We start from the raw sequence: 19,754 nt of genomic DNA, 5'->3' as shown, positions 1-19,754 counted from the left end.
GGTGGCGCGGGTGCTCAGGGTTTGAGAATGGCACTGATGCGCGACAGCGCATCGAGCGTATGCAACAGGTGTTGACGCAGCGCTTCCGACGCTTCTTCGTTGCGCTCGCGCTCGAGCAGCTCGAGCACGTGAAGATGCTGCTTCGCATGTTCGACGTAGCGCGCGCGATCCTGCATCGAGCGATACGACAGCAGGCGGCGCACGCGATTCACGCGCCGGATCGTGTCGATGAAGAAGCTGTTGCCCGATGCTTCGACGAGCGATTCGTGGAACCGCACGCCGCGATCGTGCAGTTGATCGGCGGTATCGGTCTCGATGCCGCCGGCGAGCAGGTGCTTCTCGACTTCACGGCACCGTTCGAGCACCTTCGGTTCGAGCCGGTAGCCGGGCTCGAGCAGCGCGGCCGGCTCGAGCGCGAGGCGCAGCCGGTACGATTTCAGCAGGCTGTCGGGCGTCGTCAGCATCGGCGAGAACTGCCACCCGTAGCCCGGCTTGCGTTCGGCCCAGCCTTCCTGCGCGATACGCCCGAGCACGGCGGTGAGCTGCGCGTTCGTCAGCCCGTAGCGGGTGCGGATCAGCTGTTCCGAAAATTCGTCGGGCAGCTCGCCCTTCAGGCGATCGTCCGCGATCCGGAAATACACGCTCGTGATCACGTCGGCTTCGCCGAGACCGAGTTCGTCGACGACGTCCGACAGCGGCTCGATCACGGGCTTCGCGACGAAGAAGCCGCGATTGCGCTCGCGTGTCAGGATGCCTTTCTCGTGCAGCAGCGCGAGGGCCTCGTTGACGGGTGAACGGGACACGCGCAGGCGGTCGGCGAGCATCTGCGCGGGCAGGTGCGCGCCGACGTCCAGTCCTTCCGTCTTGATCAGTTCGACAATCTGGGTCGCGATGGAGCGGTCGATCATGTGAGTGAGCATTCGGAGCGCCGCGGGCGGCTTCGGTCTCAAGCCTCCTGCGTCGCCAGGTTCTTCTGCAATATCAGCGGGATGACGCCGCCCGAGCGCAGCAGCTCGCATTCGAGACGGGTCTCGACCGCGGCCGTCGCGTCGACGGGCTCGACGCGGCCGTCGGCGCGCACGATGCGCACGGGCACCGTGCAGCGCGGCGACAGCGCATCGGCCGGCGCGTCGACCTCGAGCTTATCACCTGGCCGGAGCTCCAGCGTGTCGGGGTGGGTGCCCGCGGCGAAGCGCAGCGGCAGGATGCCCATCCCGATCAGGTTCGAGCGGTGAATGCGCTCGAAGCTCGCCGCCAGCACCGCGCGGATGCCGAGCAGCCGCTGGCCTTTCGCGGCCCAGTCGCGCGACGACCCGGTGCCGTAGCGCTCGCCGGCGACGAGTACGACCGGATTGCCTTCCTCCCGGTAACGCGCGGCCGCCTCGAAGATCGGCAACACGTCGCCGCTCGGCACGTGCAGCGTATGCGCGACCGGCATGCCGTCGCGCAGCCGGTTGACGAGGGTCCGGTTGTAGAACGCGGCCCGCATCATCACTTCCCAGTTGCCGCGCCGCGATGCGAACACGTTCAGGTCGTCGCGATCGTCGCCGCGCGATACGAGGAAATCGGCGACGAAGCTGTCCTTCGGGATCGCGCTGGCGGGCGAGATGTGATCGGTCGTCACGTCGTCGCCGAGCACCAGCAGCGGGTACGCGCTGTACGTGCCGAGCTGGCTGCCCTGCGACGCCGACGCGAACGGCGGCCGGCGCAGCGCGGTCGAGGCCGGATCCCACGGGAATTGCGCGCTGTCGGGCGCGTCGAGGTCGTGCCAGGCCGGGTTCGCACTGGCGTGCGCGAATGCGCGCGGGTAGTCGTGCGGATCGGCGGCGGCCGCCGTCAGTTCGGCGATGGCTTCGCGTGTCGGCCACAGGTCGCGCAGGTACACGGGCTGGCCGTCAGCCGCGTGCTGGAGCGGATCGCGGCTCATGTCGATTTCGGCGTCGCCGGCCAGCGCGAACGCGATCACGAGCGGCGGCGACATGATGAAGCCGAGGTCGAGATCCGGGTGGATACGCCCCGGGAAATTGCGGTTGCCCGACAGCATCGCGACCGGCCGGATCGACGCGTCGGCGAGCGCCGCCCGGATCGGCTCGGTCAGTTGCCCTGAGTTGCCGATGCAGGTCGTGCAGCCATACCCGACGATATCGAAGCCGACCGCCGACAGGTCGTCGATCAGCCCGGCCCGTTCGAGATAGGCCGCCGCCGCGGGCGAACCGGGACCGAGCGACGTCTTGACCCATGCCGGCACCTTCAGCCCGAGCGCACGCGCGTTGCGCGCGACGAGGCCGGCTGCGATCAGCAGCGCGGGATCGGACGTGTTCGTGCAGCTCGTGATCGCGGCGATCGCGACCGGATGCTTCGGCATCGACGGATGCGGATGCGCGGGATGGAACGCGAGCGGCGCGAGCGCGGCGGCCGTCTGCGAATGATCGAGCAGGTCCTGCGGGCGGCGCGGCCCGGCGACGTGCATGCCGATCGACGCGAGGTCGATGTCGATCGTGCGCGTGTAGCGCGGCTCGGCATCCGGATCGAACCACAGGCCGGCTTGCCGCGTGAACGCTTCGACGAGCCGGACCGCCGATTCGGATCGATGGGTCGCGCGCAGATAGTCGAGCGTGTTGCCGTCGACCGGGAAGAAGCCGGTCGTCGCGCCGTATTCAGGCGCCATGTTCGCGACGACCGCGCGCTCGCCGGCACCGAGCGTGGCGACGCCCGGGCCGAAGAACTCGACGAACTCGCCCGATACGCCGATTGCACGCAGCCGTTGCGTGACGGTCAGCGCGAGATCGGTCGCGAGCACGCCCGCGCGCAACGCGCCGGTCAGCCGCACGCCGATCACGTCGGGAATGCGCTGCATCACCGGCATCCCGAACATCACCGTCTGCGCTTCCAGCCCGCCGACACCCCAGCCGAGCACGCCGATGCCGTTGATCATCGGCGTGTGGCTGTCGGTGCCGATCAGCGTGTCGGGCACGGCCCAGCGCTCGCCGTCGCGCGCCAGCGTCGTGACCACCGTCGCCAGTTGTTCGAGGTTGATCGTATGCATGATCCCCGTGCCCGGCGGATGGATGCGTACGCCCGTGAGCGCCTTCGACGCCCAGCGCAGGAACCGGTAGCGCTCCGCGTTGCGGCGCAGTTCCAGCTTCAGGTTCAGGGGCGCGGCGTCCGGCTGCGCGAAGTACTCGACGGCCAGCGAATGGTCGACCGACGAATCGACGGGCAGCACCGGATTGAGCGACGCCGGGTCCGCGCCGGCTTCGGCCAGTGCATCGCGCATCCCGGCGATGTCGACGAGCGCCGGCGTGCTGGTCGTGTCGTGCATCAGCACGCGATTCGGCTGGAACGCGATCTCCGCCTCGCTGGTGGCGCGGCGCGTCCAGTCGACGATCGCGTCGACCGCCTGCCGCCGCTCGTCGCCGTCGGTGTTGCGGATCACGTTTTCGAGCAGCAGGCGCAGCACGACCGGCAGGGTGCGCAGCGTGTCGCCGAACTGGCCGGGGAGATCGACGAAGCGAAACGTCGCGCCATCGACCGTCAACCGGGCTTGCGAGGGGGAGTTGGTGTTTTCCATGACTGTATTTTTGCACTTTAACAAGTAAAAATGCAATCTAGTGCTAACCCGAGATACAACAATTCAGGAGACGACCGTGACGAAAACAGGCAACGACTCGGACGAAAACGGTCCGGATCAGATGCGCCGCCGCGTGATAGGGCACACGGCGGCGCTCGGCGCGCTCGCGCTCCTCGGCGCGGCCGCCGGGCCGGTTTCTGCAGACGAATCACACAAGGCTTTGAAAGGAAAAACACCCATGTTTGCTTATGTCGGATCGCGCACCACGCGCGAACGAAACGCCCGCGGCGACGGGATTAGCGTCTACCGCGTCGACGCCGGGACGGGCGCGCTCGAACTCGTGCAGCTCGTCAAGGATCTGGTGAATCCGTCGTTCCTCGCGCTGAGCGCCAACGGCGAACACCTGTATACGGTCCACGGCGACCTGAGCGACATCAGCGCATTCAAGGTCGACCAGGCCAGCGGCAAGCTCACGTTCCTGAATCGCCAGAGCACGCAGGGCAAGAACCCCGTGCATCTCGCGATCGATCCGACCGGCCGCTACGTCGTCGTGTCCAACCATATCGGCGCGAGTATCGCGGTGCTGCCGATCGCGGCCGACGGGACGCTGCAGGAGGTCGCGCAGCTCGTTCCGCTCGAAGGCCCGATCGGTCCGCATCGCATCGAGCAGAAGCAGGCGAAGCCGCACTTCAACCCGTTCGACCCGACCGGGCAATTCGTGATCGTGCCGGACAAGGGGCTCGACCGCGTGTTCTCGTTCCGGTTCAAGGACGGGCGGCTCGCGCCGGCCGATCCGGCGTTCGTCGTCACGCGGGAGACGGCCGGCCCGCGTCACGTCGCGTTTCATCCGAACGGCGCGCTCGCGTATGTCGTCAACGAACTCGACTCGACCGTCACGACCTATCGGTACACGTCGTCGAACGGTGCGCTGACGCCCGTGCAGATCGTGTCGTCGCTGCCGGACACGTACACCGGCAACAGCCGCGCGTCGGAGATCGAGGTCGATCCGGCCGGGCGCTTCGTCTACGCATCGAACCGCGGCGACGACAGCATCGCCGTGTTCCGCATCGACCCGGCCAGCGGCCATCTCTTGTTCGTCGCGGCCGAACCGGCCGGCGGCCGCACGCCGCGCTTCATGACCGGCACGCCGGACGGCCGCTTCATGTACGCGCTGAACGAAGACAGCGACAGCATCGTCGCGTTCGCGATCGATGCCGCGACGGGCCGCCTCAAGCCGACCGGCTTCTCGGTCGCGTCGGGCAGCCCCGTCTGCATGGTGTTTTCCGGACACCGCGCGTAATCCTTCCCGCCCCATCAGGAGACAGCCGGCGGCAGGTCCGCCGGTGGACAACCATGAATCAAGCAACCCCTATCGACGAACGCGCGCTGGTGCGCAAGATCGCGTGGCGCATCATCCCGTTCGTGTTCGTCCTCTACATCATTTCGTATCTCGACCGCGCGAACATCGGCTACGCCGCGCTGCAGATGAACAAGGACCTCGCGCTGTCGAGCGAGGCGTTCGGCTTCGCGTCGGGCATCTTCTTCATCGGGTATTTCCTGTTCGAAGTGCCCAGCAACGTGATGCTCAACAAGTTCGGCGCACGCGTGTGGATCGCGCGGATCCTCGTGACGTGGGGTGTCGTGTCGGTGATCTCCGCATTCGTGCACGACGCGACGCAACTCTACGTGCTGCGGTTCCTGCTCGGCGTGGCGGAAGCGGGCTTCTTCCCCGGCATCATCGTGTACCTGACCTACTGGTTCCGTGCGAAGGAACTCGCGACGACCGTCGCGCTGTTTACGGCCGCGATCCCGGTGTCGTACATCATCGGCGCACCGCTTTCGACGTGGATCATGGATCACGTCCACTGGTTCCAGTGGAGCGGCTGGCGCTGGATGCTCGTGCTCGAAGGCGCGCCCGCGCTGGTCGGCGGGATCCTGTGTTTCCTGTACCTGACGGACCGCCCGGGCGACGCGAAGTGGCTCACGCCCGCGGAACGCGCGTGGCTGCTGAACGAACTCGACAACGATCGCAAGGCGCGGCCGCGTGCGCAGCACCTCGGTTCGCTGAAGACGATGACGAACCCGAAGGTGCTGTACCTGTCGTTCATCTACTTCGTGTACCAGTGCGGCAGCCTCGGCGTCGGTTACTGGATGCCGCAGATCATCAAGGGCTTCTCGTCGAAGCTCTCGCATACCGAGATCGGGCTCATCGCGACGGTGCCCTACGTGGTTGCGACGATCGCGATGGTCATGTGGTCGCGTCGTTCGGACCGGCGCAGCGAGCGGCGCCTGCATTCGGCGATTCCGCTCGCGGTGGCTGCCGCGGCGTTGCTCGGCGCGGGGCTCGCGACGAACCCGTACGTGTCGATCGCGATGATCAGCCTGAGCCTCGCGGGCCTGTACGCGTTCAAGTCGCCGTTCTGGGCGCTGCCGACGCTGTTTCTCAGCCGCTCGACCGCGGCTGTGTCGATCGCGGTGATCAACTCGATCGGCAACCTCGGCGGCTTCGTCGGGCCGTTCATGATCGGCTTCGTCAAGGGAACGGGGCAGAGCGCGACGCCGGGGCTGCTGTTTCTCGCGGCGCTGCTCGTCGTGTCGTTCCTGATGACGTTCTTCATTCGCGTTCACGAACAGCCGGCCGACGACACGCCGTCGAACGTGGTGAACCAGACCCATTGACACGATGACGCGCAATCCGGCGGCGAGCCGGGATATATAACCGAAAGAGGAGATCGATTGATGAAGAAGCTTTCATTTTGCTTGGTTGTACTGAATTCAGTGCCGGCGATCGCGCTGGCGCAAAGCAGCGTGACGCTGTACGGGATCATCGACAGCGGCATCAATTACACCAGCAACGTGCAGACGGCACGGACGGCGGCAGGCCCGGTCGGCGGCCATCAGATCGCGATGATCGAAGGCGGGTCGGCTGGCCTGCAGGGGAGCCGCTGGGGGCTCAAGGGCAGCGAGGATCTCGGCGGCGGTCTCAAGGCACTGTTCGTGCTGGAGAGCGGTTTCTACAGCAACAACGGCGTGCTGAACCAGGGCGGCGCGATGTTCGGGCGGCAGGCGTATGTCGGCCTGAGCCATCCGGTCGGCACGGTCACGCTCGGGCGGCAGTACGATCCCGTCGTCGACTTCTACGGGCCGTTCCTCGCCGCGCCGCAGTGGGGCGGCTACATGACCTCGCATCCGGGCGACCTCGACAATGCGTTGAACACGCGCCGCATCAACAATTCGATCAAGTTCCGCAGCGCCAGCTACCGCGGGCTGACGCTCGACGCGTTGATGAATCTCGGCGGCACCGCCGGGTCGTTCTCGACCAACTGGATCTGGGGTGCCGGCGCGTCGTATGCGGCGGGGCCGTTTTCGATCGGCGCGGGCTACCTGAACGTCCGCAATCCGAACACGTCGTTTTTCGGCGCGAATCCGAATGCCGGCCCGGCGACGAGCAACAACCTCGGCAGCGCCGGCAGCGCGAGTGCGCCGGAGAGCAACCCCGTGTTCGCCGGCTATGCGTCCGCGAACCGGCTCGAAATCGCCGGCGTCGGAGCGGGCGTGACGCTGGCCGCCCTCAGCGTCAATCTCGCGTATTCGAATACGCGCTTCGAGGGGCTGGGCTCCGCGTCGGGGCCGAATGCGCTGCGTTACGCGGGCACCGCGGCGTTCAACAACGTCGAGATCAACGCGAAATACCAGTTCACGCCGTCGTTGCAGGCCGGTGTCGCCTACGACTACACGAGAAACGGCGGTGCCGGCGGCAAGGGCGGCGCGAACTACAACCTGTTCAGCGCGGGTGTCGATTATTTCCTGTCGAAGCGCACGGACGTTTATACGGTTGCCGTGTTCGAGAAGGCGAGCGGGACGGATTCGCTCGGGCAGCCGGCGGTTGCGCAGATTACCGGGTTGACGCCGTCCGCGACCGACAAGCAGGTTTCATTGCGGATCGGGTTGCGTCACAGGTTCTGAACAGGCGGGGCGACTGGAACGGCGCGCGTAAAGCCGGGTTTCGGCGGCGCGCCGGCGACACGGGGCGGGCGTTTGCCCGACCCGCTTTTTACCGTGGCGATTACTTGACCGCGACTTCCGTATGCACGACTTGCGGCGGGCTCTTGAAGAACGGGCCCGCCAGCTGTCGCCATGCCTGGAAGTCGTCCGATTGCCGGAAATGCACCATGTGGTCGTCCACGGTGTCCCACTTGACGACGAGCAGGTAGCCGCCGCTGCGCTCGATCACGCGGTGCAGCTCGGCGCCGCCGCAGCCGCGCGCACGCGCGAACAGCGGGAGTGCCTGGCGAACCGCCGCTTCGAATTGCTCGGCCTGCGACGGATCGATGTCGAGCGATGCCATTTCCAGAATCATGAAGGCTCCATAAGGGGTGAAGGATACGAACGGATCGTGATGCGACGCGCGCCGCGGACGGCGCATCCGGCAACGATACCGGAAGTCGGCCATGCGGTGGCGCCATGCGGTCATCACGACGCCGGCGCATACATCGTGCTTGCCGGCGTTTGCCCTGATGATTCCGACGCGCGGCGTGATCACGATCCGAACGTCGAGCAACGGGCATGAGCGCAAGGCGACGTGTCGTTACCGTCCCCGCTTGCGCCGCCGCCTTCGAAAGAAATTCCAGAACATCGCGGTCGCGTCCGGCCCCGTCGCGGAGTGGAATGCCTCGCGCGGATCGCCGCCGCTCCATGCGTGCGCCAGCCGGCGCACGATGCAGACCCGGACGATCAGCCGGCCGCCGCGCAGATAGTCCGTGTAATGCGCATCGTCGTGCGCATAGGTATGTTGCTCGCCGACGCGCAGTTCACCCTGTTCGTCGACGAGCCGGTTGATCCGCGCGAACGCGACGCCGAGCTGCAGCGCGTTTTGCTCGGCGACGACCGTATCGAGTCCGCCATGCACGACGAGCGCGGGCATGCCCGGATAAGCGCGAACGTCGACGCATGCGTCGACGACGCGTATCGGGTCGTCGTGCAGGCCGCGGCGCATCACGCTCATCGCGGCCATCGTCGACAGCGGCGGCGCGATGGCCGGACCGGAGTGCAAACCGACGGCCGCGAACAGCTCGGGATGGGCGATCGCCAGCCGCGCGGCCAGCCCGGCGCCGGCCGACATGCCGGCCAGATAGATCCGGTCGCGATCGAACCGGCGTTCTTGCACGAGCGCGTCGATCAGCGACGCGATCGCCGGGGCCTCCGACTGCGACGCATCGCCATGCCAGTTCCAGCAGCGATGCGAGTGGGCGGTCTTTGCCTGTTCGGGAAACAGCACGGCAAACCCGGCGCGCTCGGCGACGCGGCAAATGCGCGTGCCCGCGGCGAACGATTCGGCCGTCTGCTTGCAGCCGTGCAGCATCACGATGACGGGCATGCCTTCGGTCGTCGCCGGCGCGGCGGGCAGGTATAGCGCATAGGCAAGATGGTTGACGAGGCTGCCGGCGGACGGGCGCGCGGAATGAAACGAGCGAAGCCACGTGCCGGGGGCCTGGCGGGGCGATGCGCGAGCGGCGGGCGCAGGCGCTGGCGCCGTGCGACGCGGGGGCCGGGTGTTGGCCGGGCGCTTGGGCGATGCCGGCGGTTTGGTTGCCTTCCTTTTGGGCCGCGCGCTCGTCGCGGCGGAAAGCAGGTCGAAAGGCCGTAGCCAGAGGCTGGTTTTTTTCCTGGGCATGGACGGATCTCGTGCCGGCGGCTCGCGCGACAGCATGCGGCGCAGCCGGCCATCGGATGGAAGTCGAATGCGGCGGAGCACGATTCGTGCTGCGGGAAGCATCCGCGTCGAAGCGCTTCGGCATGACCGGCACGGAGGCGGCCGACCGGCCGGGCCGAATACCGCGCCACGCGACATCTTGACAGCCGTCGTCGCGATTCGGACAGGCCACGCGGCATGCTAGCAGGCGGCGCGCGCATCGAGTGAGATGGTTATGTGACGAATCGGTGAACGCTTCGGGGGTGTCGCCCCTCCGGTTCAATGGGGACTGCCGCGTATGCCGACGAGCCGGGATGTGCTACTGGCCGTGATCGTCACGCGCCGCGCGGTGGGCGAGATGATCGACCATCCGCTGCGCGGCGGGCTGCAGCGTATCGAAGCGCTGGAAACACACGATGAAGCGCCGCCGCGCCCATGCATCGGTGAGCGGGATCACCTGCACGCCGAGCGACTGCCGGTAAGCGGCCGCGACTTCGACCGGAATCACGCTGATCCCCAGGCCGGCGGCCACGACGCGAAACGCCGCGTCGAAACTCGACACGATCACGCGATACGACACGGTCCGGCCGCGGTCCGCGGCTGCCCGTTTGAGCATCGTGTGGACGGCCGTGGCCGGCGGCAGGCCAACGTGCTCGAATTCGAGCGTGTCGTCGAAGGCGACCGACCGGCGGCCGGCAAGCGGATGCTCGGGATGCACGGCGAGCGCCAGCCGATCATGGCGGTACGAGCGTGCCTGCAGCCCTTGCAAGTCGACGTTGTCCCAGCACACGCCGACCGCGGAAGCCCCTTCGCGCACCTGCCGGACGAGGTCGCGCGACAGCCGCTCCTCGACGTCGACTTTGATGTTGCGGTTGGCGGGATCGCGCATGAACGACGCGATGTCGTCCAGCAACACTTCCGCGATCGCCGACGCCGACGCGCAGATGCTCACGCGCCCCTGCAACCCGTCGCCGATCGCGGTGACGTCGGCCGCGATCCGGTCCATCGTGAACAGCATGCTGCGCGCGTGCTCGAGCAGCGCGATGCCGGCTGGCGTGGGCGCGACGCCGCGCCGTGACCGCGTCAGCGCCGGCACGCCGAGATCGCTTTCGAGCTGCGCAATGCGCTTGCTGATCGCAGAAGGCTCGATGTGCGCTTCCTTCGCGGCACGCGCGATGTTGCCGTGATCGCACACCGCCACGAACAGTCGCAGTGTCTTGAGGTCGATGTCGCGCATCGGTGCAGTCTCCGCCTGTCTAAACGTTCCGGGCCGGAAGTTATCGGCTCGATTTCGCCGATCTTCGGGTTCTCCGGGAATGTCAGAAATTACCACGTCGTCGGCGACACGTCGGTCGGCGCATGTGACTTACAAAACGCCTTCATGGCGATGGCCGACGCCGTCACGGCGCGGCGGCCGCCCGATCTCAGGCATTCCGTTTCGGAACGTTTTTGCTTCCAAACCGATGCTTTACGTTTTTTCGGGAATCTCTAAAGTAGGGCTATCGCCGGCGCGCAATGATCGGCCCCAGATTGTGGAGACAGCAACGTCATGCCTTCTTTTCCCACCCATGTCGTGATTCGCGAGGTCGGATTGCGCGACGGCCTGCAAAGTATTCAGGCCGTTCTGCCGACCGGGCGCAAGATCGAATGGATCGCCGACGCATACGCGGCCGGCCAGCGCGAGATCGAAGTCGGCTCCTTCGTGCCCGCGCGGCTTCTGCCGCAACTCGCGGATACCACCGAACTCGTCGCGTATGCGAAAACGCTGCCGGGCCTCGCCGTGTCGGTTCTGGTGCCGAACCTGAAAGGCGCACAGCGCGCTATCGAAACCGGGGCCGACCTGGTGCTCGTGCCGTTGTCCGCGAGTCACGAACACAGCCTCGCGAACCTGCGCAAGACGCCCGACGAAGTCGTCGCCGAGGTCGCGCGCATCCGCGCCGAGCGCGATGCCGCCGGGGCAAAGACGCTGATCGAAGGCGGCATCGGCACGGCCTTCGGCTGCACGATCCAGGGGCGCGTCGAACCGGACGAGGTCCTGCGCTGCATGCAGGCGTTGCTCGATGCGGGCGCGGATCGCGTCAGCATCGCCGATACGGTCGGCTACGCGGGGCCGGCGGCCGTGCGCGCGCTGTTCGAGCGGGCACGTCGAATTGCCGGCGACCGCTTCTGTTGCGGTCACTTCCATGACACGCGCGGCCTCGCGCTCGCGAACGTCTACGCCGCGCTGGAAACCGGCGTCGCGCGTTTCGATGCCACGCTCGCCGGAATCGGCGGGTGTCCGCATGCGCCTGGCGCCAGCGGCAATGCGTCGAGCGAAGACCTCGCGTTCATGCTCGACGACATGGGCATCGATACGGGCATCGACCTGACGGCGCTGCTTGCGCTGCGCGCGAAGGTTGCGCGCTGGCTCGACGGCGAATCGTTGCACGGCGCGCTGTGGCGGGCCGGCTTGCCGAAAACACATCGCGCGTCGACCGCGCACATTGCCTGAGGACATCATGGAAACAAACGCAAAACTGCCGCTCGACGGCGTGCGCGTGATCGAGTTCACGCACATGGTCATGGGGCCGACGTGCGGGATGATCCTCGCGGATCTCGGCGCGGAGGTCATCAAGATCGAGCCGCCCGGCGGCGACAAGACCCGCAAGCTGCCGGGCCTCGGCATCGGCTTCTTCCGGACCTTCAACCGCAACAAGAAGAGCGTTGTCCTGGACATCAACACGCCGCAGGGCAAGGACGCCGCGGTCGAACTGATCGGCACATGCGACGTGATGCTGGAGAATTTCCGTCCGGGCCTGATGGCGAAGCTCGGCCTGGACTACGACACGCTGTCGAAGGTGTTCCCGCGGCTCGTCTACGTGTCGCACAAGGGCTTCCTGCCCGGCCCGTACGAGCAGCGCCTCGCGCTCGACGAAGTGGTGCAGATGATGGGCGGGCTGTCGTACATGACGGGGCCGGTGGGCCGGCCGTTGCGCGCGGGAACGTCGGTCAACGACATCATGGGCGGCATGTTCGGCGCGATCGGGGTGCTCGCCGCGCTGCGCGAACGGGATGCCACCGGACGCGGCCAGGAAGTGCAAAGCGCGCTCTTCGAGAACTGCGTGTTCCTTTCCGCGCAGCATATGCAGCAGTATGCAATGACGCATGAAGCGCCACCGCCGATGCCCGCGCGCGTGTCCGCATGGAGCGTCTACGACGTGTTCACGCTTGCCGACGACGAACAGCTGTTCATCGGTGCCGTCAGCGACAAGCAGTTCGTCACGTTGTGCGACGTGCTAGGCCGGCCGGATCTGCCCGCCGAGCCGCGCTTCGCCAGCAACGCGCTGCGGGTGGCGGTACGGCCGGCGTTGCTCGATGTCCTCGGCGACATATTGAAGGACCACCGTGTCGACGAGCTGACGCCGAAGCTCGAAGCCGCTGGCATTCCGTACGCACCGATCGTGCGACCGGAGCAACTGCTCGACGACCCGCATCTCAAGGCCAGCGGCGGCCTCGTGCCGATGGTGGCCGATGATGGCACGACGACCGACGTCGTGCTGCTGCCGCTCACGATGGGTGGGCGCCGGCCGGGCGTCCGGCAGGCGCTGGCGCGGGTCGGCGAACACACGCACGAGATTCTTTCGCGGCTGACCGGACGCGCGGTCGCATGACCCTCTACCGTATCGGCAGCAATCCGGGCCGTCGAGGCGTCGCAGCAAGAAACCGTTGAGAACCGCGCGCCGCGCATGACGCGCGCGGCGCGCAACACCGGCGGACGGACCACGATCGAACAACAAGGCCGTCGACAATCGCCGTATTCAGGAGACATTCATGCAGCCCACCGTCACCGCGGATTCCCGTCCGCATGATTCGCCCTTCATCGATGTCCACGCCATGCCGGGCGCGGCGATCGCCGCGCGCATGGACCGTCTGCCGATCACCCGCCATTTGTGGATGCTGGTGCTGCTGATTTCGCTGGGCGGATTTTTCGAAGTCTACGACCTGATCTTCACCGGCTATATCGCGCCGGGCATGGCGAAGAGCGGGGTGCTGCAAACGACCACGCACGCATTCTTCGGCTTCACCGGGATCGCCGGCTTCATTGCCGCGACGTTTGCCGGGCTGTTCGTCGGTACGTTCGGGCTGGGCTGGATGCCCGATCGTTACGGCCGGCGCACGGTGTTCACGGTGTCGCTGCTCTGGTACTCGATCGGCTCGGTGATCATGGCATTTCAGACGAGCGCCGAAGGCATGATCCTGTGGCGCTTCATCACGGGGATCGGTGTCGGAGTCGAGATCATCACGATCGACAGCTACGTGACGGAACTCGTCCCGCAACAGATGCGCGGCCGCGCGATGGCGTTCAACCAGAGCGTGATGTTCGCGGCGGCGCCGGTCGCCGCGATCCTGTCGTACTGGCTCGTGCCGACCACGGTATTCGGTATCGACGGATGGCGCATCGTGGTGCTCGCGGGCGCGGTCGGTGCGCTGCTGGTGTGGTTCATCCGGCGCGGTGTGCCGGAGAGTCCGCGGTGGCTCGCGATGCACGGACAGGTCGACAGGAGCGACGCGATCGTGCGCACCATCGAGGCGATCGTCGAACGTCAGTCGGGCAAGCCGCTGCCGCCGCCGTCGCCGGTCGTCGAACAGCCGCGCCATCGACGTGCATCGCTCGCGCAGTTGTGGCAGCCGCCGTATCGGTCGCGCCTCGTGATGCTGATCGTCTTCAACTTCTGTCAGGCGATCGGCTACTACGGTTTTGCGAACTGGGTGCCGACGCTGTTGATCAGCCAGGGCATCACGGTCACGAAAAGCCTGCTCTATTCGTTCATCATCGCGTTCGCGTTGCCGGTCGGGCCGCTGCTCGCGATGGCCGTCGCCGACCGGATCCAGCGCAAATACCTGATCGTCGGCGGCGCGCTGGTCGTGATCGCGTGCGGGACGGCGTTCGCGCAAGTCAAGGCGGTGGTGCCGCTCATCCTGCTAGGCGTGTCGATCAGCTTCGCCGGCCAGATCATCTCGGTCTGCTACCACGCGTACCAGGCAGAGCTGTTTCCGACGGCCGTGCGGTGCCGGGCCAACGGCATCGTGTACTCGGCCAGCCGGGTCGGCGCGATGATATCGGGCTTTTCGATCGCGTTCCTGCTCCGGGATTTCGGCTTGCCCGGCGTATTTGCCGGCATCACGGCATGCATGGTGGCGGTCGCCGTATCGATCGGGTTCTTCGGGCCGAAGACCAACGGGTTGCGTCTCGAGGAACTGAACCGCTGATGCACCGTTGCATCGAGTGACGACGCGCAAGTGCTCGATTCGCGCCGATCGTCACCGGCGTTTCGGCAACGTCGCTCCCAGTACGCTGAACGCCGCGCCGGGCAATTCGTTCAACCGTTCGACCACGCTGCTGACCGGATAGAACGATTCGACCGAATCGTCGAGAATCGCGACGCCGATAAGTTCGATACGCTGCGCACGAAGCGCGCACGCAGGTCGGTGCGCAGGATCGCCGGGTTGCCGCCGTCGGCGTCGTCGCGCCGCGCGAAGCCTTCGTGATGCCGCTTGCGCAGCTTTGCGTCGAGGTTATCCGCCTCGACGACCGTATCGACGGACGTGCTGCCGTCGGGCCGGTAATGCTGGTCCGGTACATGTGCGCGCGTTCGGAGCGGCTGACGACCCATTGCCCGGCGGAAGGATCCGCCAGTTACCGATAGACGCCGAGGACCGACGGGGCGGAAGGTGCGTTGTCAACGGTTGCGTTCATGGTCGGAAGCGGAACGGGGCGGCGGGATCGGCGGCGCGGACGTGGGGATGCGGCGGGGGCAGGTCAGGCCTGCCATGCGAAGGCCGGTGTGCCGGCCGTCGAATTTGCGGAAGTGCGTTAGCGGCGACGGATCAACCGATCACTTCCGTTTCGGCTTGACCGTCCTGGCTTGCCAGCTTTCCTCATCCAGCAGGCGGGCGAACAGTCGATTTCGCATGGCGCCGGTCAGTGGCGTCAAACCAAGCAGCACGTTGAACGCAATGCCGCTCGCCGCGAAGTAACGCAGCAGCGAGAGTTCGAAATCACCGGACTCCTTGTCCATGGCTTTCAGCTTGTCGGCATCGGTGTTGTCTCGGCCCTCCAGCAGTTCCGGGCTTTCGATGATGGCCGCCAGTACCGCGCGTGCGACCGAGTTCGGTTGATTGATGGCTTCCCGAAAAATCGCGATCTGGGCCGCGAGCGTCGGCTCGGCCTTCGACGCCCCCTCCTTCACGAGGTAATCGCGCCCGAACTGCTCGAATTGCTGCTGCTGGAATTCGAGCAGCGCCTCGAGCACGCCCTGCTTGGTACGGAACTGATGCAGCAACCCCCCCTTGCTGATGCCGCTTTCACGCGAGAGCGCGTCAAACGTCAAGCCTCCGACGCCGTCGCGTGTGAGGATGCCGAGTGCTGCATCGATGGCCTTCTTGCGGGAAATTTCCGAGCGGGTCTGGTTGTCCATTGGTTCGTCGCGATGGCGTCGCGCTTGTGCGCGGTGATGGGGCGATAGGGCGAGGCGAGCTCGAGATGATGCGTTCGGCCGCAAGCCGGCATTGTACCTTGGCGATGAACTTTCACAAAACAAACCGGGTAGACGGTTTACATGTTGCAGGGGCGGTGCTACGCTTGCCTCGCGTCAACCCTTCCGCCATTTCACCTCTGGCGCCGGCCGAGCGCCTTCCACGGAATCCGACATGCTCACACCCAAATTTGGCTCTTTCATTTTTTCCGGCGTCACGGTGCTGACGTTGACCGCATGCGCCGGTGTGCAACCCGTTGCCTATTCGGGCATTGCCTCCTCGCCGCAACTGACGCAGAACCGCAGCGGTGACGCCGCCAAGGTGCCGTACCGATATGCGGCGCGCGTGGAATGGTCGCAGTACCGGCAGGTGATTGTGGATCCGGTCGTCGTGTATGCCGGCCAGGACAATCAGTTCGGCGACTTGAAGACCGAGGACAAGAGCGCGCTTGCCGATTACATGGGGAAGGTATTCGCCGACAAACTCGCCAAGCGCTTCCAGCTCGCGTCGAAGCCGTCCCCTGCGACACTGCGCGTACGGCTCACGCTGACTGGCGCGGAGAAGACCACGGCGGTTGTCGGGCAAGCCATGCACTTCGATATCGCCGGCAATCTTTATAACGGCGTGCAGGCAATTCGGGGTGGCAAGGGGGCGTTCAGCGGTTCGGTTTCGTACGCCGTCGAAGTCTATGACAGCACGAGCGGTCAACTGCTGACCGCCTATGTGACGAAGCAATACCCGAACGCCATGAATCTGCCGGCTGCATTCGGTTCGCTCAGTGCTGCCCGGACCGGTATCGACAAGGGTGCAGATGCGCTCGTTGCCCAACTTCGGTGACGGCAGCGATGTCACGCTCGCCACGAAGCAGCGAGTCGATGTCGAGGCATCCAGGATGAGCTGACCGAAATTGACGAGGAGCCGGGAACATGCGCGAAATCGCCTGCCTCATTCTTACCACGCCACCACCGCTCATGGTTTCGATCGTGTTCCTGGTCGCCTATATGGCGATCGGGATTCCTGCTCACGTGATCCGAGGCGCGCTTGCACGGGACATTTTCGGTACGATGGCCGGCGTTTTTGCGTCGCTCTTTTATCTGACACTCGTGCTGGGCTTCCAGACCGACATCCAGGACCTGTCTCGATGACCGCGCGCGGGCCATGTCGGCTGCAGGCGACGCAGTGAGCCCGCCGGAGCCGTATCGATCGTTCGATTGTCGCGCAGCAACGAGCGTTGGCAAAAGACGCGTGTCGTCGCCCGAATGGGCACCTGCACGGCGACCTGCGGAGCCGCCGGCGAAGTGCCTTCCAGCGGGCATGGACGCCCGCCGGTAACACGAGCGTCGTGCAACGACGCTTCCTCAGTTTTCATTGATCCGGGGTTGAATGCCGGAGATCGCTCTGTCCATCTCCGGCATGATGGTGGTTCGACCTTTGCGAAGCCATGCCTGTCCAGCCGAACTCGTATAGAAATCGTTGACGCCACGGAGTTCGCCTACCGTGAAATTCCTTGCGCAGCTATCCGTCAACTGCTTGAGTACCGGATCCCTGAGATCGTTGACGGCGTCTTCGATCATCTCGCGATAAGTGCTGGCGTCCGACGATCCGGCCCGTCTGCGCTTGCGACCGGCGGTGTCGTACGATTTTCCGACGAGGTCGCGGATACGCTGGTCCATATCGTCTTCCATGCCTGACGACCAGAGCGCTTGACGGCAGAGGGTGCGCTTCTCGCCGAATCGATTCAGATCGTCGAGGCCGCGAAACTGAGCATGTGCCGTCGAAATGAAACCGGTCGCTGCCAGGCACGACACGATCGGCACGAAGTATGAAGTTTTCATCTGGGCCAGTTCTAGAAGCCGTTCGTCAAGTAAGGAACGTCGGTTGAAAATACCGTCACGATGATGAGGACGCTCACGAGCGATGCAACAAGCGGGGCTGCAAGCAACAGCAGCGTGCCGATTGAAAATCCGCGGCTCGGGGTGGGTGTGGTTGGGTGGCGCATGGTCGCTGTGCGATGAGTGACAGAAGGGAGTACGGTCTGCTGCGCTCGCGCGATGGATACCGTCATGTGAGCGTTGGTCGACGCCGAGACAACGGCATATCGAGCTCCCGCACATCCGTTACGCGTTGAGCGATCGAGCAGTGCGGGTCGTCGCATGTACGGATTCGACATACGACTCATGCTAACATACAAACCGTCTAGACGGTTTGTATGTTAGCATGATCTTCCGGGCGCAGGTCCTGCAAGTCGGGACTGTTCGGAAGAGGTGTTGATCGTTACCAGGAGGTTGATATGAAGTGGTTCGTCCGAGCTGTTTGTGTTGCTGGCTGTATCGCGCTTGGCGGATGCGGCCTCGCTGCGGCACCGTGTCGCATCGCGTCTGCGGGGATCAAGATCGTGCCGGTCGTGGGGCACGTGGCCGCGGCGCCGATGGACGCGTGTGCGACCATGATCGATCCGTAAGTCAGGATTCGGATTTCTGATCAGACGTTGGATATTGCGGCTGTCGGCGCCGCAGGCTTCACCGATACGTCCACAACCGGTGCAGCACGAACATCGTCGGCGGGATCAGCAGCGCGATCGCGACGATGGCCCAGCCGCGCGGCACGTCGAGCAGTTCCGCGGCGTGCGCGAGCAGCATCGTTTCGGCGAAGCCGGCCAGCGCGACGGTCAGATAACGCAGCAGGTTGCGCGAATGTACGCTCGCCGAGAAGCTCCACAGCGTATTCGCGAGATACGAGAACGCCGTCGCGCAGACGAATGCGACGGCGTTCGCGATCACCTGCGTTGCATCGAACAGCGCGTACATCGTGGAGGCGACCAGCACGTGCAGCGCGGTCGAGCAGAGTCCGGACAGACCGAAGCGCGCCAGCCGCACGCGCTCCGCATAGAGCATTTCGAACATCGCCGGCTCCGCCGGTCAGCGCGCGCCGACCCGCACGCGGGCCGGCTGGACGCGGCGGCGTGCGGCCGTGCGTCGTGCATCGCGCGCGACCGGCAACTCGATCACCTTGCCGTGCGCCTGGTAGCGGCGGCGAATCAGATAGACGGGTCGTTGCTTCGACTCGTCGTAGATGCGCCCGATGTACTCGCCGACCACGCCGATGCCGACGAGCTCGATCCCGCCGATGAACAGCATGACCGACAGCAGCGACGAGTAGCCGAGCACCGGGTTGCCGAACAGCAGCGTGCGGCCCACGATGAACGAACCGTACAGGAACGCGAGCGCGGCGATGCCGACGCCGATGTAGGTCCAGCTGCGCAGCGGCACGGTACTGAAGCTCGTGATTCCTTCGAGCGCGAAGTTCCACAGCTTCCACCCGGAGAACTTCGAGTGCCCGGCGCTGCGCGCATCGCGCTGGTACTCGATGATGACGGTCCGGTAGCCGACCCATGCGAACAGCCCTTTCATGAAGCGATGCCGCTCGGGCAGGCTGCGCAGCGCATTCACGACCCTGCGGTCCATCAGCCGGAAGTCGCCGACGTTCTCGGGCAGCTTGACGTCGGACAGCAGGTTGTGCACGCGGTAGTAGATCGCGGCGGCGGTGCGCTTCGCGAACGAATCGCACGCGCGGCTGCTGCGCTTCGCGGCGACGACTTCCGCACCGTCGCGCCAGTGCTCGAGCATCACCGGAATCAGGCTCGGCGGATCCTGCAGGTCGGCATCGAGCGGGATCACCGCGTCGCCGGCGGCTTCGTCGAGGCCGGCCGTCAGCGCCGCTTCCTTGCCGAAATTGCGCGTGAGATCGATGACGCGCACGCGGCGGTCGGTCATGCTGATCCGGATCAGCCGGTCGAGCGTGTCGTCGCGGCTGCCGTCGTTGATACAGACGATCTCGAAGCGGATCGCGTCAAGATCGGCCATCAGCGGAATCACGACGTCGAAGAAGCGCTCGACGGCTTCGCCTTCGTTGTAGAACGGCACGACCAGCGAGACGAGCGGCGTGTGGAGTGGTTCGCGCATGATGGGTTCCCCT

The 19,754-nt window shown here is 65.7% G+C and carries 19 protein-coding genes; 9 read left to right on the top strand and 10 right to left on the bottom strand.

Annotated features, from left to right (window positions below):
- Positions 1 to 14: 14 nt before the first annotated feature.
- Positions 15 to 908 carry a GntR family transcriptional regulator gene (locus AC1Z3W_RS18485; RefSeq protein ID WP_175827147.1) on the bottom strand — a complete coding sequence of 298 codons (894 nt, stop codon included), beginning with the start codon at positions 906 to 908 and terminating at the stop codon, positions 15 to 17.
- Positions 909 to 946: 38 nt separating this feature from the next.
- Positions 947 to 3,571: an aconitate hydratase AcnA gene (gene acnA, locus AC1Z3W_RS18480; RefSeq protein WP_483508185.1), complete on the bottom strand. Its 2,625-nt coding sequence runs from the start codon at positions 3,569 to 3,571 to the stop codon at positions 947 to 949.
- Positions 3,572 to 3,809: 238 nt separating this feature from the next.
- Here acnA and AC1Z3W_RS18475 point away from each other — a divergent pair, with 238 nt between their 5' ends.
- The 3 genes from AC1Z3W_RS18475 to AC1Z3W_RS18465 are packed head-to-tail and all read left to right on the top strand — an operon-like array spanning position 3,810 to position 7,537.
- Complete coding sequence (locus AC1Z3W_RS18475) at positions 3,810 to 4,871, top strand: lactonase family protein (RefSeq protein WP_483508184.1); 1,062 nt, start codon at positions 3,810 to 3,812, stop codon at positions 4,869 to 4,871.
- Between the two features lie 53 nt (positions 4,872 to 4,924).
- A complete protein-coding gene (locus AC1Z3W_RS18470; RefSeq protein ID WP_483508183.1) occupies positions 4,925 to 6,250 on the top strand; it encodes an MFS transporter in 1,326 nt (441 codons plus the stop codon).
- Between the two features lie 60 nt (positions 6,251 to 6,310).
- Positions 6,311 to 7,537 carry a porin gene (locus AC1Z3W_RS18465; protein WP_483508181.1) on the top strand — a complete coding sequence of 409 codons (1,227 nt, stop codon included), beginning with the start codon at positions 6,311 to 6,313 and terminating at the stop codon, positions 7,535 to 7,537.
- 100 nt (positions 7,538 to 7,637) lie between these two features.
- Here AC1Z3W_RS18465 and AC1Z3W_RS18460 read toward each other — a convergent pair whose 3' ends face one another.
- The 3 genes from AC1Z3W_RS18460 to AC1Z3W_RS18450 all read right to left on the bottom strand — a co-directional run bounded on the left by AC1Z3W_RS18460 (position 7,638) and on the right by AC1Z3W_RS18450 (position 10,500).
- Positions 7,638 to 7,931, bottom strand: coding sequence for an antibiotic biosynthesis monooxygenase family protein (locus AC1Z3W_RS18460; RefSeq protein ID WP_124489678.1), 294 nt, complete (start codon positions 7,929 to 7,931; stop codon positions 7,638 to 7,640).
- Positions 7,932 to 8,159: 228 nt separating this feature from the next.
- The gene (locus AC1Z3W_RS18455; RefSeq protein ID WP_483508180.1) at positions 8,160 to 9,245 is read right to left on the bottom strand and encodes an extracellular catalytic domain type 1 short-chain-length polyhydroxyalkanoate depolymerase; all 1,086 of its coding nucleotides are present in this window, start codon (positions 9,243 to 9,245) and stop codon (positions 8,160 to 8,162) included.
- A 337-nt stretch (positions 9,246 to 9,582) separates the two neighbouring features.
- Entirely contained in the window at positions 9,583 to 10,500 is a 918-nt protein-coding gene (locus tag AC1Z3W_RS18450) for a LysR family transcriptional regulator (RefSeq protein ID WP_057927414.1), read from the bottom strand.
- Between the two features lie 312 nt (positions 10,501 to 10,812).
- Here AC1Z3W_RS18450 and AC1Z3W_RS18445 point away from each other — a divergent pair, with 312 nt between their 5' ends.
- From AC1Z3W_RS18445 to AC1Z3W_RS18435, 3 genes are all read left to right on the top strand, one after another.
- Positions 10,813 to 11,754 (top strand): hydroxymethylglutaryl-CoA lyase, encoded by a 942-nt coding sequence (locus AC1Z3W_RS18445; protein WP_483508179.1) that lies wholly within the window; start codon positions 10,813 to 10,815, stop codon positions 11,752 to 11,754.
- 7 nt (positions 11,755 to 11,761) lie between these two features.
- Positions 11,762 to 12,913, top strand: a complete 1,152-nt coding sequence (locus AC1Z3W_RS18440; protein WP_057927412.1) for a CaiB/BaiF CoA transferase family protein — start codon at positions 11,762 to 11,764, stop codon at positions 12,911 to 12,913.
- A 160-nt stretch (positions 12,914 to 13,073) separates the two neighbouring features.
- On the top strand, positions 13,074 to 14,513 hold the full coding sequence (locus AC1Z3W_RS18435; protein ID WP_483508178.1) for an MFS transporter: 1,440 nt from the start codon (positions 13,074 to 13,076) through the stop codon (positions 14,511 to 14,513).
- A 110-nt stretch (positions 14,514 to 14,623) separates the two neighbouring features.
- Here AC1Z3W_RS18435 and AC1Z3W_RS18430 read toward each other — a convergent pair whose 3' ends face one another.
- Together AC1Z3W_RS18430 and AC1Z3W_RS18425 are read right to left on the bottom strand one after the other, a co-directional pair.
- A complete protein-coding gene (locus AC1Z3W_RS18430; protein WP_483508177.1) occupies positions 14,624 to 14,917 on the bottom strand; it encodes a hypothetical protein in 294 nt (97 codons plus the stop codon).
- A 222-nt stretch (positions 14,918 to 15,139) separates the two neighbouring features.
- Positions 15,140 to 15,721 (bottom strand): TetR/AcrR family transcriptional regulator, encoded by a 582-nt coding sequence (locus tag AC1Z3W_RS18425; RefSeq protein WP_057927409.1) that lies wholly within the window; start codon positions 15,719 to 15,721, stop codon positions 15,140 to 15,142.
- A 232-nt stretch (positions 15,722 to 15,953) separates the two neighbouring features.
- Between AC1Z3W_RS18425 and AC1Z3W_RS18420 the strand changes: the two genes are divergently transcribed.
- Together AC1Z3W_RS18420 and AC1Z3W_RS18415 are read left to right on the top strand one after the other, a co-directional pair.
- A complete protein-coding gene (locus AC1Z3W_RS18420) occupies positions 15,954 to 16,616 on the top strand; it encodes a DUF3313 domain-containing protein (RefSeq protein WP_483508176.1) in 663 nt (220 codons plus the stop codon).
- An 89-nt stretch (positions 16,617 to 16,705) separates the two neighbouring features.
- Positions 16,706 to 16,924, top strand: a complete 219-nt coding sequence (locus tag AC1Z3W_RS18415) for a hypothetical protein (protein ID WP_175827122.1) — start codon at positions 16,706 to 16,708, stop codon at positions 16,922 to 16,924.
- A gap of 213 nt (positions 16,925 to 17,137) precedes the next feature.
- Here the strand turns inward: AC1Z3W_RS18415 and AC1Z3W_RS18410 are convergent, their stop codons facing one another.
- Positions 17,138 to 17,614 carry a DUF2059 domain-containing protein gene (locus AC1Z3W_RS18410; RefSeq protein WP_057927406.1) on the bottom strand — a complete coding sequence of 159 codons (477 nt, stop codon included), beginning with the start codon at positions 17,612 to 17,614 and terminating at the stop codon, positions 17,138 to 17,140.
- A gap of 455 nt (positions 17,615 to 18,069) precedes the next feature.
- On the opposite strand from AC1Z3W_RS18410, the gene AC1Z3W_RS18405 reads away from it, so the two are divergent.
- On the top strand, positions 18,070 to 18,240 hold the full coding sequence (locus AC1Z3W_RS18405; RefSeq protein ID WP_483508175.1) for a DUF6726 family protein: 171 nt from the start codon (positions 18,070 to 18,072) through the stop codon (positions 18,238 to 18,240).
- 58 nt (positions 18,241 to 18,298) lie between these two features.
- Here AC1Z3W_RS18405 and AC1Z3W_RS18400 read toward each other — a convergent pair whose 3' ends face one another.
- Together AC1Z3W_RS18400 and AC1Z3W_RS18395 are read right to left on the bottom strand one after the other, a co-directional pair.
- Entirely contained in the window at positions 18,299 to 18,682 is a 384-nt protein-coding gene (locus AC1Z3W_RS18400; RefSeq protein WP_175827124.1) for a GtrA family protein, read from the bottom strand.
- Positions 18,683 to 18,697: 15 nt separating this feature from the next.
- Positions 18,698 to 19,741 carry a glycosyltransferase family 2 protein gene (locus tag AC1Z3W_RS18395; protein WP_057927404.1) on the bottom strand — a complete coding sequence of 348 codons (1,044 nt, stop codon included), beginning with the start codon at positions 19,739 to 19,741 and terminating at the stop codon, positions 18,698 to 18,700.
- Between the last annotated feature and the right edge of the window lie 13 nt (positions 19,742 to 19,754).

Source organism: Burkholderia sp. 10_S31 (assembly GCF_056930375.1).
Note: the sequence above shows the minus strand (reverse complement) of the source record. Positions and strands in the feature narration are given on the sequence as shown.